Source organism: Paraburkholderia sp. BR10937 (genome assembly GCF_040965695.1).
In the GTDB taxonomy this organism is placed as follows: domain Bacteria; phylum Pseudomonadota; class Gammaproteobacteria; order Burkholderiales; family Burkholderiaceae; genus Paraburkholderia.
Genome location: NZ_JBFRCL010000025.1, coordinates 82989 through 95077 on the forward strand (window position 1 = coordinate 82989; position 12089 = coordinate 95077).

A 12089-nucleotide genomic window follows, 5' to 3' on the forward strand; every position below is an offset into this window, starting at 1 on the left:
GACTCCCGATGAAAAAAAGCGCGCGCGACCTCGACAAGGTCGACTTTGAACAGCTGTCCGAATTTCGCTACCAGATGCGCCGCTTCGAGCGCTTCTCGGAGCAGGCCGCGCAGGCCGAGGGCATCACGCCGCTGCAATACCTGCTGCTGCTGCATGTGAAAGGCTACCCGGGCCGCGCGTGGGCGACCATCGGCGAGCTGGCCGAGCGTTTGCAGGCGCAGCATCACGGCGTGGTGGCGCTCGTCTCGCGCTGCGAGGCGATCGAGCTCGTCGAGCGCCGCGTGAGCGAGCGCGACCGCCGCCAGGTGGAAGTGCATCTGCTCGCCGCAGGCGAAAAGCTGCTCGCGCGCCTGGCCGAACTGCATCGCGCCGAGCTGAGATCGCTCGACGGCGCATTCACCATTCCGCATATCGATCTATAGGGCCTGCTCACATGAATAACGGGCTTGCGAACATACCTTGCCGGCTGCAGTGCAAGGAGCGCGACGCGCCGTTTGGCCGAGCCAAACAAGCGACGCGCGACGCCGCAATGCGGCCGGCAAGGTACGTTCCCCAAACTAAACAATTTCATTGCAGGGGCTGGCCGCCAGAAGGGCCGATCGCTGCGTCATGCTCCTCACGAATACGTCGAGTATTCGTTTCGTCGCAATCCTTGCGTTCGGCCCTTCTGGCGGCCAGCGCAAGCCCGTTATTCATGTGAGCAGGCCCTGGAAACCATGCATTCCGACGATTCCCACAAGCGCGACTTTTCGGCGAACGCACGCCTGCCCGGCATCAGCGTGCTGGCCGCCGTGATCGGCGTACTGGCCACGCTCGCGGCGTTCGTGCTGCTGAGCCTGATCCACTGGTTCACGAACCTGTTCTTCTTCGGCCAGTTCTCGTTCGCCGACCGCTCGCCAGCGCTTAACACGCTGGGGCCGTGGGTCATCGTCGTGCCTGTGACTGGCGGGCTGATCGTCGGGATGATGGCGCGCTTCGGCTCCGAGAAAATTCGCGGCCACGGCATTCCCGAAGCCATCGAAGCCATCCTGTTCGGCAAGAGCAAGATGTCGCCGAAGGTCGCCGTGCTCAAGCCGCTTTCGTCGGGCATCGTGATCGGCAGCGGCGGCCCGTTCGGCGCGGAAGGTCCGATCATCATGACGGGCGGCGCGCTCGGCTCGCTGCTCGCGCAATGCGTGCGGGTCACTTCCGCCGAGCGCAAGACGCTGCTCGTGGCGGGCGCGGCCGCGGGCATGACCGCCGTGTTCGGCACGCCGGTCGCGGCCGTGCTGCTCGCCGTCGAACTGCTGCTGTTCGAATGGCGCCCGCGCAGTTTCCTGCCCGTGGCGCTCGCGTGCGCGGTGGCCGGCTTCGCGCGCTCCGTGTTCTTCGGCACGGCGCCGCTGTTTCCCATGCAGACCCTGCCGCCGCACGCCGTTGCGCTCTTCTCGTGCATCATCGCCGGGCTGCTGGCGGGCGCGCTCGCGTCGGGGCTGTCGGCGGCGCTCTACAAGGTCGAGGACCTGTTCGGCCATCTGCCGCTGCACTGGTCGTGGTGGCCGGCCATCGGCGGGCTGGTGGTGGGCATCGGCGGCTTCATCGAGCCGCGCGCACTCGGCGTGGGCTACGACGTGATCGGCGATCTGCTGCATCAGCACATCGTTCTTCAGGTCGCCATCGCGATTCTGGTGGTGAAAGCCGTGATCTGGGTCGTGGCGCTCGGCTCCGGCACCTCGGGTGGCGTGCTCGCCCCGCTGCTCATGCTCGGCGCGGGGCTCGGCTCGGTACTGAGCCACGTGCTGCCCGGCAGCGACCCGGCGCTGTGGCCGCTCGTGTGCATGGCGGCGACGCTCGGCGCCACGCTCGGCGCGCCGCTCACGGCCATCGTGTTCGCGTTCGGCCTCACGCACGACACCAATGCGCTGCTGCCGCTGCTCACGGCCACGCTGATCGCGCACGGCTTCGCGACGGTCGTCATGAAGCGCTCGATCATGACCGAAAAGATCGCGCGACGCGGCTATCACATCTATCGCGAGTACGGCGTCGATCCGCTCGAGCGCCACTACGTCGATGAAGTGATGACCCGCACCGTCGATACGATCGACGCGAACGTCACCGTGCGCGAAGCCCTGGACCGCCATTTCGGTTCGACGCAGCAGCGCCGCGCCTTCCCGGTGCTGCGCGACGGCGCGGTGCTCGGCGTGGTGGATCGCGCGATGCTCGACGCCGTGCGCGCGAGCGCCGCGACCGAAGCCCTCGACACGCCGCTCGGCTCGTTGCTCGCACAACGTTCCCCCGACATGGCGCTGCCCGCGGAGACCTGCCGGCAGATCGCCACGCGCCTCGCGATTCATGGGCTCGAGCGCCTGCCCGTGGTGGCCGACCGCGAATCGCGGCAACTCGTGGGCATCGTCTCGCGCAGCGACCTCGTCAAGCTCTCGCTCTCGCACTTCGAGGAAGAGCACAAGAAGGAGCGCTTCCGCCGCATTCCCATGGGCAACAGCAAGCGGCGCTTTCCGCCGGTGCGCAAGGCTGGGTGATGAAAATGGCGTGCGTCTACTGGTGCAGCGCCAGCCCCTTCACGGCCTTGTCGACCGCGTTTTTCGGGCCGTATAGCGCGATTCCCACCAGATCGGGATTCTCCGGGTCCTCGGCGCGAAAGACCTCGCGGTTCGCCGCGTCGTGGCCCGTCGAAAACATCGCGTGCACATATGGCACGATCGTGAGTTCGCGCGACACGCCGCGCCGCAGCGCCGCCTGCAGACCCTCGACATCGGCGCAATAGATCATCATCGGCTGGCCCAGCATCCTGCCGTAGCGTTGCCCGCGCGCGTCTTCGTAGGGTTCGCCAAGCGCTTCGGGCACCGCCGCCGCAATGCCCGTGGCGAGAAACGCGGTCACATTGAGCTTTTGCCAGACCGCGAGGTTTTCCCGCACGACCAGTGCGACTTTCGTATCGAACATGCTGCCTCCTTTTTCGAGGCAGTCATGATCCGCGAGACGCCGCTGCAAGTCTGGAACGTTTGTGCACGGCGGCGCCCGCAAAGTGCGCACCTCAGTGCAGATGCCGCAGCTTGTCCGGATTGCGCATCACGTAAATGGCCGTGACCTTGCCACCTTCGATCTCGAGCGCGGTGGTCTGCAACTCGCCATCGGCCTCGCGCGTGACGAAGCCGGGCAGCCCGTTGATGAAACCCGCGCGCACGAACGTCGAGCCATTCGTGCGAAACAGGTCGGCCAGTTGCGCGTGCAGCTTCATCACACTCTCGAAGCCGAACACCGGGTGGCCGAGCGCCGGGCGCTTGCCGCCGCCGTCCGCGTGCAGGCTCACGTCGTCGGCGAGCATGGCGCCCAGCGCGCTCATGTCGCCGCTGCGCGACGCCGCGAAGAACGCCTGCGCCAGTTCGAGACCGCGCGCTTTCTCCACATGAAAACGCGGGCGCGCTTCTCTCACGTGAGCGCGGGCGCGCGCCGCGAGCTGGCGGCAGGCGGCGCCCTCGCGTCCGATCGTGGCCGCGACTTCGTCGAACTCGAGACCGAACACGTCGTGCAGCAGGAACGCCGCGCGCTCCAGTGGCGAAAGACGTTCGAGCGCGAGCATGAGCGGCAGCGTGACGTCCTCCTGCTCGTCCTCTTCGACGACCGGGTCGGGCAGCCACGGACCGACATAGGTTTCGCGCTGATGCCGCGCCGACTTGAGCTGGTCGAGGCACATGCGCATCACCATGCGGCGCAGGAAGGCCTCGGGCACGCGCACGTCGTCGCGCTCCACGTCCGCCCAGCGGATGAACGCGTCCTGCACGATGTCCTCGGCGTCGGCGACCGAGCCGAGCATGCGGTACGCCACGCGGATCAGCTTGCGCCGCAGCGGGTCGAAACTCGCTGCGGCGTCCCTCAGGCCCGGGTCCGTCATGCGGCGACCATCTTTTTGGCCATGGCCCTCGCCGCCGCCGGATCGACCCACAGGCCGAAGCCGACCGCAAGGCGGTTCCAGCCGTTGATCACATTGATCATCAGCGTGAGCTTCACCTGCTCCTCCTCGGTAAAGTGGCCGGCGAGCGCCGCGCGCGCTTCTTCCAGCGCATGACCTTCGCACAGGCGCGTGAGGGCCTCGGTCCAGCCGAGCGCCGCGCGTTCGCGGTCGGTGTAGCAAGGCGCTTCTTTCCACGCGGACAGCAGGTAGAGGCGCTGTTCGGTCTCGCCCTCCTCGCGTGCGTAGGCGGTATGCATGTTAAGACAATTCGCGCAGCCGTTGATTTGCGACGCGCGCACCTCCACCAGCGCAACGAGGCTCGGCTCGAGGCTCCCGGACACGGCGAGCGAAGTGCCCATCCAGGACTTCATCAGGGTCGGAGCGGCGGCGAACAGGTCGAGCTTGGCAGTCATGGTTTCATCTCCTTTTGGTTGGGTTGCCATGACATGACGAGACAGCCTGGGCCGCGTGTGACATTGGGGCGAAAAAAGTCTGGCGGCGACAACTGAGCCGCCGCGGCCGGTAGCGCGGCTGGAGGCGGCTCGTCACGCTGCATCACTCTTTGCCCGACTGCGCTGCGGCTTGCTCGATGACCTTCGCCACTTCCGCCGGATGCGACATGTAGACCACGTGGCTCGAATTGATCTCGACCGTCTTGCTGCCTGCGCGGTGGGTCATGAAGCGTTCCAGATCGGGATTGATCGCGCGGTCCGCCGTCGCCACGACGGCCCAGCTCGGCTTCGTTCTCCAGGCGGCGTGCGTGATCGGAACGCCGAACGATTGCACGGCGGGCGTCACCTGCGAGATGGCCATGAAGCGGGCCTCGGCGGCCGGCAGGTCGGCGGCGAAATCCTCGTGAAAATTGGCCGGGTCGATATACAGGTGGCCGTCAGCGGTGGCCTTGATCGCCTGGGTGGCCGGCGGTGTCTTCTTCGTCAGTTCGAGCGGCGATTCTCCCGTGTCGGGCTGGAACGCGGCCACGTAGACGAGACCCGCGACCTTGTCGTCGTTGCCGGCCTCGGTCACGACCGCGCCGCCGTAGCTATGGCCGACGAGGATGCTCGGGCCGTCCTGGGCATCGACGACACGGGTCGTCGCCTTCACGTCGTCGTCGAACGAGGTCTCCGGCTCCTGCACCACGGACACCTTGTAGCCGTCGCGCGTGAGGATCTTCGACACGGCCTGCCAGCCCGAACCGTCGGCGAAGTAGCCGTGCACGAGCACGATGTTCTTGACCGGCGCGGCCGTGGCGGCCTGCGAGCCGAGCGCGGCGGCGGAAAGAGCAACGGCGGCGGCGATGCGGGTTACGTATGAGGAAATCTTCATTTTCATGCTCCAGGGAGTGAGGTGATCTGAGAACTCGACAGGGCATTGCCTGTTCGATGTAGCCATCCTACTAGTAGGATGGCTGAGAGACAAGAAGAATTTTTGGGAGTGGCCTGGGGTGGCAATTGGTTCCCGCTGCGCGTAAGCTGTCGGTAATTCAACCGACTAGATGGTAGGCAAAATGACAGTGAGTGGAGAGCAGACGGCCGACAGGATCATTGCGGCGGGACGGCAGCTCATCATGCGGCGCGGCTACAACGGGTTTAGCTATGCCGACATCGCGGATGCGATCGACATTCGCAAGGCCAGCATTCACCACCATTTCCCCGCCAAGACCGATCTCGTCGTCGCTGTGCTCAACGAATGGCAGGAAGCGCTCGACGCCGACGTGGCGGCACTGGAGGCGAGCGGCGCGGACGCCATCGCACAGCTGCGCGCCTACATCGGCCATTGGGAGCGCTGCATTGCCGACGACACGGCTCCGTTCTGTGTCGCGGGCATGCTGGGCGCCGAGCTCCCTTCGCTGCCCGAAGAAGTGGCTCAAGGGGTGAAGACGTTCTTCGATCATCTGACTGCGTGGCTTGAACGGGTGCTCGAAGCCGGCGTGAAGGGCGATCTCCTCAAACTGGAGTCGTCGGTTCACGCCGAAGCGGCCACGCTCGTCTCGCTGGTGTACGGCGCCATGCTCGCTGCGCGCGCGTATGCGAACGTCGAGCTGTTCAAGCAGGTGACCGAGGGTGCGGTCGAAAGCCTGGTGAAGCCGCGCAAACGCGCACGCTCCACCGGTCAGGCGACCGAGTAGCCGCCGTCGGCCACCAGGGCGTGGCCCGACACGTAGCTCGAGTCGCCGGAGGCGAGGAACGCCACGATCGTCGCCATCTCCTGGGCGGTGCCCCAGCGGCCAGCGGGCGTGCCGGCGGCGAACTGCTGCTGCACTTCGGCCGATGGCCAGATGCCGCGATGATGGAACGGCGTCTCGATCAACCCCGGGCACAGTGCGTTCACGCGTATGCCTTGGCGGAACCATTCGATCGACGCCGATTTGGTCATGCCGACTACCGCGTGCTTGCTGGCGATATACACCGACGCGTTCGCGAAGCCGATCAGGCCGCCCATCGAGGCGTTGTTGATGATGCTGCCCGAGCCTTGCGCGAGCATGACTTCCGCTTCGTATTTCATCGAGTTCAACACGCCGCGCACGTTCAGCTCGAAGACCATGTCGAATCTTTCGGAATCCTGTTCGACGAGCGGTGCGAAGACGCCCTCGGTTCCCGCATTGTTGAAGGCGATGTCGAGCCGCCCATAGGTCTGCACCGTGTAGTCGACGAGTCGCTTGATGTCGGCTTCTTTCGAAACGTCCGCCACGAAGGCCGACGCTTCGCCGCCCTCGGCCGAAATTTGCTGCACGAGCTGGTCGAGTTCGTCCTTGCGGCGGGCCGCCACGACGACCTTTGCGCCGCGGCGGGCGAGTTCGACCGCCGAAGCGCGGCCGATGCCGGAGCTGGCGCCGGTCACGAGTGCAATCTTTCCTTCGAGCTGCCGTTGTGTGCTGATGGTGTTCACGATGTCGTCCTTTGTTCCAGTGGATATTGCGCAGAGTCCGGCGCGCTGTTCACGGCTACGTTGCCTCACGCCTGGAACGAAGTATGGATATCGAGCGCTCGAAGGTGAATGGAATAATCGCGCATTCACAATTCCTGGTTTGGGAATTTTCCACGACAATGACGCATCATTCTCAGCGCAGGAATCATCATGCTCAATCGCCTTGATCTCCTGAGGATCTTCCTCGCCGCCTCGTCGTGTACGAGCTTTCGCGAAGCCGCCGCGCGACTCGGCGTTTCGCCGCAAGTCGTCACGCGCGCGGTGCGTGAACTCGAGGAACAACTGAGGGAAACCCTGTTCCACCGGAATACGCGGCGCGTGCAGATCACGACGTTCGGCCAGTCGTTCGTCGCACGCGCTCAGGCTGCGTTAGCCGGCGTCGACGGTCTGTTCGGCGAGGCAAGCATGAGCGACGACGCCATGGGCATTGTGCGCATTACTGCGCCGTCGGCGCTGGGTCGCTGCTACGTACAGCCGATCCTGATGGAATTGATGGCCCGCCATCCCGGTCTGATTGCCGACCTCAGACTTTCGGACGCCCCCTCGGCCGTCGTGGACGAGCAGATCGACGTAGGCGTGCGCGTGGGCGCCATTGGCGACAACCGGTTTGTCGCGCGCGCGATCGGTCCGCTACCGGTATGGACCGTCGCCTCACCTGCATTGATCGAACGGGTGGGAGAACCGAAGAACCTGAAGGACCTGGAAGCACTACCAGTGACGTGCCTGATCGACCCCGCGAGCGGTCGACCGTGGCCATGGATGTTCCGCGGAGAACGTCACTTCCAGCCCGCCGCGCCCGCATTCGTAACCAACGACACTTCCGTGGAGATCGAAGCGGCTTGCGCGGGCATTGGCTTCAGCCAATGCACCGAATACCTGATTCGGCCTTATGTTCAGCGAGGTCAACTCGTCCGGCTTCTACCCCGCCTCGATCCCGAGCCCTGGAAGCTAACCGTCTACCGTCCCCAACGCGGCCCGGTATCGAGGCGAGTGCGTGTCGTATTCGACGAGCTGGTCGCCAGACTTCCCGTGGCGACGTTGCGTGGGTAGCTGGCGCGCTCCGAAGAGCGAACGCCAGTTCAACGCGAACGCGAATGGCCCGAGCGACACCGGAAGCTAGACCCGCGTCGCGAGAAGCTTGATCCCGGCGATCCCGAATACCACGGCCAGGCATCCTTCCAGCGCGCGACGGGTCCGCACGTACAGCCTGCGAGCCGAAGCCGTCGAAAACACGACCGCATAACCGCCGAACACCAGGCATCCGATGGCCGCACAGCCTGCAATGACCGCACTATGGGCAGACCCCGTGCCGTTCGACGACAGCGCGACAATGGAAACCCAGACGAGGATCGCTTTGGGATTGGTGAGGTGGAGCGTCACGCCGCGGAGGTAGACGCTCGTCAGTGTCGGTGCGCGTTCCACTTCCACTGCCGAGGTGGCGGCGCTCGAAAGCGCATTGCGTCCGGATTTGAAGGCGAGCCACAGGAGATAGAAACCACCGAAGATCTTGATTGCAACGATGAATTGAGACCAGGCAATCAAGGCTGCCGACACGCCCAGCGCCGCCACCGTCGCCCAGAACATCGATCCCGAGATGACACCGAGCGCGAACGTCATCGCCGCTTTACGGCCGTGACTGGCCGCGATGGACAAGATTGCAAGGTTGCTCGGCCCGGGACTCGCCGTGCCGACGAAATACGCTGTGTAGGCAAGCAGCAGGTTGGTCGAGATGAAGGCGTGTCCAGTCATGAGTGGAATAGGTTGAATAGATCGTTAGTCAAAGGACGAAGCGCTTGCCCACCGCCGACGAGACGACTCGATCCTTGAACCGTGTTGCCAGTGCGCCGATTGCCCGCCAGCCGGTGCAATGCGCAGGGGCGATCAAAGCAGGATTGAACGGTTCCAGCGCTTCGACAGTGTCCGGAATGATGCTTTCCGTTGCACCTGACAAATGGAAGCCGCCCAGCACCCCGTAGATCGGCACATCAGGAAAGCGATTGCCCGCGTGAGTCAAATCGTTGATGAGACCTGCGTGTGAACAGGCTGTAAACACGAACAAACCCTTGTTAGCGATATGCACGGCAACATATCGTTCATCCACGAGCGTTTCGTCCAGTTCCCATACACCGTCGGGGCCACGCCTGTGCTGGCCGGGCATCGCTGGATTGAAGAGCGGCGCGTAACTCGTGTGCAAGTCGGAATTGATGAAGCCAAGCCATTCCTGCAGACGGTACCGCGCCATCGTCCCGTTACGGGGAACGAGATCGCGTTCCGGCTTCAGATCCGCGAGAAACTGCATGATGGCGGGACCTTCCGTAAGCCATGCTCCGTCGTCGAGTTCGAGCACCGGCACGTTTCCCTTTGGATTGATGGTGAGAAAGTCGATTCCGCCTTGCGTGCGCTTCGACGCCATGTCCACCTTCTCGAGTTCAATTGCGATCCCCGCTTCGCGTGCGACGATATGCGACACAAGCGAGCATGCTCCCGGCGAGTAATAAAGCTTCATGTTCGATCCCGACAACGAGTTAAATCATTAACCAACGGCGCTGCAGCCCGGCACGCTCAAGCGCTTGCTACTGGGGCGAAGGCGGATTCAAGAGCTTGCTCAACGGCTTGAGGGGGCCAATCGGGAAGAGCGAAAACGTCATCAAATGCGCTTTCCCCAAGGGCAGTGCCTCGAGCATGTCATGCGCTTGATCGACGTCCGTTACGTTCAGGATGAACGCCACCCCGGCCCGGTCTTGCAGTGAATACCACTGGTCAATCTTGCCCTCGAGGTAGAGCTGCGCCGTCTCGCGCACTTCGGTCGGAAGCGTGTGCTGGGCAAGTTGCATGTCCGTGCCCGGCGGAAAAGTGCCAATCGCCAGAATCTTCGTGGTTGGCGTGGCAGGCATAGGCGTGGTTTGCGACATGGAAACTCCAGCAGAAGCGACCAGCACAGAGGCTATGGTCAAATTGGGAAGAAGGCGTTTCATTCCGCGTCCAGTGACTGTGGTGTGAGCCGCTGATGCTCCGGCCCAATGGCTGGTGCCAAGGTATCATCGCTATTCGCAAGCGCCTATTCATCACATTGTTGACGGGCCATGAAGCAGAACTTCACAGTCAGGCAGGGCGCGCTGGACGGCGTGGAGGTGTTCCTGCGCGTGGCCCAGCATCGCAGTTTTCGCAAGGCGGCCGCGGAACTCGGTGTGACGCCCTCGGCGATCAGCCAGACGGTGCGTGTCCTCGAAGCGCGCATTGGCGCAGCGCTCTTCATCCGCAACTCGCGCAGTGTCGGCTTGACCGAAGCCGGCGAACAGTTTTTCGCGCGCGCCAGGCCCGCCTTCGAGGAACTGGTCGCCGCCAGTGAGGTTGCGCGTGGACTCGGCCAGCGCCCGGCTGGATTGCTGCGGCTCTCGGCGCCGCGCGCGGTGATCCCCACGCTGCTGGAGCTGGTCACATCGTTCTGCAAGGCTTATCCCGAGGTCGAGGTGGAGCTTGCCGCGAGCAAGGAGGTGACCGACCTTGCTGCCGAAGGATTCGACGCCGCCATCCGGCAGGGGCATCTCGTTGCTCCCGATATGGTCGCGGTGCCGATGACGCCGCCATTCCGCCTCATCGTCGTCGGCAGCCCTGGCTACTTCGCCGGCTTCAGTCCGCCCGCTCACCCGAACGACCTGCGCCAGCATGCCTGCTTGCGATGGCGGCGGTCCAATGGCGCGCTCGCCCTATGGTCGTTCAACGACGAAGACCAGCCGCTCGAGATCGCCGTATCCGGCCCCCTCATCGCCAGTGACTTTCCCACCGTGCTCGGCGCCGCACTGGAAGGCCTGGGCCTCGCCCAGGTACCCGAGCCGCTGGCCGCTGTCGGGTTGAGAGCGGGTGAACTGATCGAGGTGCTGGAGGCCTACGCGCCGGTGAGGCCGGGGGTGTTTCTCTGCTATCCGGGCCGCCGCCAGGTCATGCCGAAACTGCGGGCGTTCATCGATCATATGAAGAGCCGCACGGCGGGCGATGGAAAAGTTCGCGTAAAAGCGGGCGCCAAACGCTAACAAACTTCCCCCACGCCGCGCAGCGCGAAGCGCCCGCACCATCGTCCTACAATGTCGCAGTAGCCACACGTCGCCACGACATCATCGGCGGAAACCTCACTATCCAAGGAGCAGACGATGCCAAAGATGCACGTAGTGCAGGTAGCAAAACCGGGTGCCCCTCTCGAACTGGTCGAGCGCGATATTCCCGAGCCGCCCGAGGGACACGTCCTCGTCAAGGTGCAGGCCTGCGGGATCTGCCACAGCGATTCGCTCACGAAGGAAGGCCAGTGGCCCGGCCTGCAGTTTCCTCGCGTGCCCGGCCACGAGATTGCAGGCGTGATCGAAAAGCTCGGCGCGCGCGTCGACGAATGGAAGGTCGGGCAGCGCATCGGCGTGGGCTGGCACGGTGGCCACTGCGGCCATTGCGAACACTGCCGCCACGGCGACTTCGTGCTCTGCAAGAACGGCCAGATTCCCGGCATCAGCTACGACGGCGGCTATGCTGACTACATGGTGGCGCCGCAGGAAGCGCTCGCACGCATGCCCGACGACCTCGCCGACGTCGACGCCGCGCCGCTCCTGTGCGCGGGCATCACCACCTTCAACGCGCTGCGCCACAGCGGCGCACGCGCGGGCGATGTCGTGGCGATTCTCGGCATTGGCGGTCTCGGCCATCTCGGCGTGCAGTACGCCCGCAAAATGGGCTTCGTCACCGTCGCCATCGCGCGCGGGCAGGACAAGGCGCCGCTCGCGAAACAACTCGGCGCGCATCACTACATCGACAGTTCCTCGCAGGACGTTGCGCAAGCCCTGCTTGCGCTGGGCGGCGCGCGCGTGATCCTCGCCACGGCCACGAGCGGCAAAGCCATGAGCGCTGCGCTGGGCGGGCTCGGCCTGAACGGCAAGCTGATCATGATCGGCGTGTCGGAGGAACCCGTGGAAGTGCCGATCACGCAGTTCATCATGGGCCGCCACTCGGTGCAGGGCTGGCCCTCGGGCACCGCCGCCGATTCTCAGGAGACCCTGGCATTCAGCGCGCTCTCGGGCGTGAAGCCGATGATCGAGGAATATCCGCTGTCGCGCGCGGCAGAAGCCTATGAGCGGATGATGAGCGGCAAGGCGCGCTTTCGCGTGGTGCTCAAGCCCGGCGCCTGACGCGCATCGAGGCGAAGTGCGTTGCGATGCGGCGCTGCGAG

Annotated in this window: 14 protein-coding genes; 6 read left to right on the forward strand and 8 right to left on the reverse strand. The window is 64.6% G+C overall.

Annotated elements, in window-relative coordinates; translation table 11 throughout:
- The first annotated feature begins 8 nt into the window (after positions 1 to 8).
- Positions 9 to 422, forward strand: coding sequence for a MarR family transcriptional regulator (locus AB4Y44_RS21420; protein WP_342922990.1), 414 nt, complete (start codon positions 9 to 11; stop codon positions 420 to 422).
- A gap of 294 nt (positions 423 to 716) precedes the next feature.
- Complete coding sequence (locus AB4Y44_RS21425) at positions 717 to 2519, forward strand: chloride channel protein (RefSeq protein ID WP_368700819.1); 1803 nt, start codon at positions 717 to 719, stop codon at positions 2517 to 2519.
- 16 nt (positions 2520 to 2535) lie between these two features.
- Here the strand turns inward: AB4Y44_RS21425 and AB4Y44_RS21430 are convergent, their stop codons facing one another.
- The 4 genes from AB4Y44_RS21430 to AB4Y44_RS21445 all read right to left on the reverse strand — a co-directional run bounded on the left by AB4Y44_RS21430 (position 2536) and on the right by AB4Y44_RS21445 (position 5278).
- Positions 2536 to 2943, reverse strand: a complete 408-nt coding sequence (locus AB4Y44_RS21430; RefSeq protein ID WP_368700820.1) for a DUF2000 family protein — start codon at positions 2941 to 2943, stop codon at positions 2536 to 2538.
- 91 nt (positions 2944 to 3034) lie between these two features.
- A complete protein-coding gene (locus AB4Y44_RS21435) occupies positions 3035 to 3892 on the reverse strand; it encodes a sigma-70 family RNA polymerase sigma factor (RefSeq protein WP_342922992.1) in 858 nt (285 codons plus the stop codon).
- Entirely contained in the window at positions 3889 to 4365 is a 477-nt protein-coding gene (locus AB4Y44_RS21440) for a carboxymuconolactone decarboxylase family protein (RefSeq protein WP_368700821.1), read from the reverse strand. Before AB4Y44_RS21440 ends, AB4Y44_RS21435 begins: the two co-directional genes overlap by 4 nt.
- A 142-nt stretch (positions 4366 to 4507) precedes the next feature.
- On the reverse strand, positions 4508 to 5278 hold the full coding sequence (locus AB4Y44_RS21445; protein WP_368700822.1) for an alpha/beta hydrolase: 771 nt from the start codon (positions 5276 to 5278) through the stop codon (positions 4508 to 4510).
- A gap of 181 nt (positions 5279 to 5459) precedes the next feature.
- Between AB4Y44_RS21445 and AB4Y44_RS21450 the strand changes: the two genes are divergently transcribed.
- Positions 5460 to 6080, forward strand: a complete 621-nt coding sequence (locus AB4Y44_RS21450; protein WP_368700823.1) for a TetR/AcrR family transcriptional regulator — start codon at positions 5460 to 5462, stop codon at positions 6078 to 6080.
- On the opposite strand, the gene AB4Y44_RS21455 is transcribed toward AB4Y44_RS21450, so the two are convergent.
- Entirely contained in the window at positions 6065 to 6841 is a 777-nt protein-coding gene (locus AB4Y44_RS21455) for an SDR family NAD(P)-dependent oxidoreductase (RefSeq protein ID WP_368700824.1), read from the reverse strand. The genes AB4Y44_RS21450 and AB4Y44_RS21455 overlap by 16 nt on opposite strands.
- A gap of 189 nt (positions 6842 to 7030) precedes the next feature.
- Here AB4Y44_RS21455 and AB4Y44_RS21460 point away from each other — a divergent pair, with 189 nt between their 5' ends.
- Positions 7031 to 7930, forward strand: a complete 900-nt coding sequence (locus AB4Y44_RS21460) for a LysR family transcriptional regulator (RefSeq protein ID WP_368700825.1) — start codon at positions 7031 to 7033, stop codon at positions 7928 to 7930.
- A 66-nt stretch (positions 7931 to 7996) separates the two neighbouring features.
- Here AB4Y44_RS21460 and AB4Y44_RS21465 read toward each other — a convergent pair whose 3' ends face one another.
- The 3 genes from AB4Y44_RS21465 to AB4Y44_RS21475 all read right to left on the reverse strand — a co-directional run bounded on the left by AB4Y44_RS21465 (position 7997) and on the right by AB4Y44_RS21475 (position 9855).
- A complete protein-coding gene (locus tag AB4Y44_RS21465) occupies positions 7997 to 8629 on the reverse strand; it encodes a LysE family translocator (RefSeq protein WP_368700826.1) in 633 nt (210 codons plus the stop codon).
- Between the two features lie 28 nt (positions 8630 to 8657).
- Positions 8658 to 9386 carry a glutathione S-transferase N-terminal domain-containing protein gene (locus AB4Y44_RS21470; protein ID WP_368700827.1) on the reverse strand — a complete coding sequence of 243 codons (729 nt, stop codon included), beginning with the start codon at positions 9384 to 9386 and terminating at the stop codon, positions 8658 to 8660.
- A 67-nt stretch (positions 9387 to 9453) separates the two neighbouring features.
- A complete protein-coding gene (locus AB4Y44_RS21475) occupies positions 9454 to 9855 on the reverse strand; it encodes a hypothetical protein (protein WP_368700828.1) in 402 nt (133 codons plus the stop codon).
- A 108-nt stretch (positions 9856 to 9963) separates the two neighbouring features.
- Between AB4Y44_RS21475 and AB4Y44_RS21480 the strand changes: the two genes are divergently transcribed.
- Both AB4Y44_RS21480 and AB4Y44_RS21485 read left to right on the forward strand, forming a co-directional pair.
- A complete protein-coding gene (locus tag AB4Y44_RS21480; protein WP_368700829.1) occupies positions 9964 to 10911 on the forward strand; it encodes a LysR family transcriptional regulator in 948 nt (315 codons plus the stop codon).
- A 117-nt stretch (positions 10912 to 11028) separates the two neighbouring features.
- Positions 11029 to 12048, forward strand: a complete 1020-nt coding sequence (locus AB4Y44_RS21485; protein WP_368700830.1) for an alcohol dehydrogenase — start codon at positions 11029 to 11031, stop codon at positions 12046 to 12048.
- Positions 12049 to 12089: the final 41 nt, after the last annotated feature.

Excerpts from the sequence above, each read along its gene's own strand:
- AB4Y44_RS21420 (WP_342922990.1), top strand. The coding sequence starts at position 9 with ATGAAAAAAAGCGCGCGCGACCTCGACAAGGTCGACTTTGAACAGCTG.
- AB4Y44_RS21425 (WP_368700819.1), top strand. The coding sequence starts at position 717 with ATGCATTCCGACGATTCCCACAAGCGCGACTTTTCGGCGAACGCACGC.
- AB4Y44_RS21430 (WP_368700820.1), bottom strand. The coding sequence starts at position 2,943 with ATGTTCGATACGAAAGTCGCACTGGTCGTGCGGGAAAACCTCGCGGTC.
- AB4Y44_RS21435 (WP_342922992.1), bottom strand. The coding sequence starts at position 3,892 with ATGACGGACCCGGGCCTGAGGGACGCCGCAGCGAGTTTCGACCCGCTG.
- AB4Y44_RS21440 (WP_368700821.1), bottom strand. The coding sequence starts at position 4,365 with ATGACTGCCAAGCTCGACCTGTTCGCCGCCGCTCCGACCCTGATGAAG.
- AB4Y44_RS21445 (WP_368700822.1), bottom strand. The coding sequence starts at position 5,278 with ATGAAGATTTCCTCATACGTAACCCGCATCGCCGCCGCCGTTGCTCTT.
- AB4Y44_RS21450 (WP_368700823.1), top strand. The coding sequence starts at position 5,460 with ATGACAGTGAGTGGAGAGCAGACGGCCGACAGGATCATTGCGGCGGGA.
- AB4Y44_RS21460 (WP_368700825.1), top strand. The coding sequence starts at position 7,031 with ATGCTCAATCGCCTTGATCTCCTGAGGATCTTCCTCGCCGCCTCGTCG.
- AB4Y44_RS21465 (WP_368700826.1), bottom strand. The coding sequence starts at position 8,629 with ATGACTGGACACGCCTTCATCTCGACCAACCTGCTGCTTGCCTACACA.
- AB4Y44_RS21470 (WP_368700827.1), bottom strand. The coding sequence starts at position 9,386 with ATGAAGCTTTATTACTCGCCGGGAGCATGCTCGCTTGTGTCGCATATC.
- AB4Y44_RS21475 (WP_368700828.1), bottom strand. The coding sequence starts at position 9,855 with ATGAAACGCCTTCTTCCCAATTTGACCATAGCCTCTGTGCTGGTCGCT.
- AB4Y44_RS21480 (WP_368700829.1), top strand. The coding sequence starts at position 9,964 with ATGAAGCAGAACTTCACAGTCAGGCAGGGCGCGCTGGACGGCGTGGAG.
- AB4Y44_RS21485 (WP_368700830.1), top strand. The coding sequence starts at position 11,029 with ATGCCAAAGATGCACGTAGTGCAGGTAGCAAAACCGGGTGCCCCTCTC.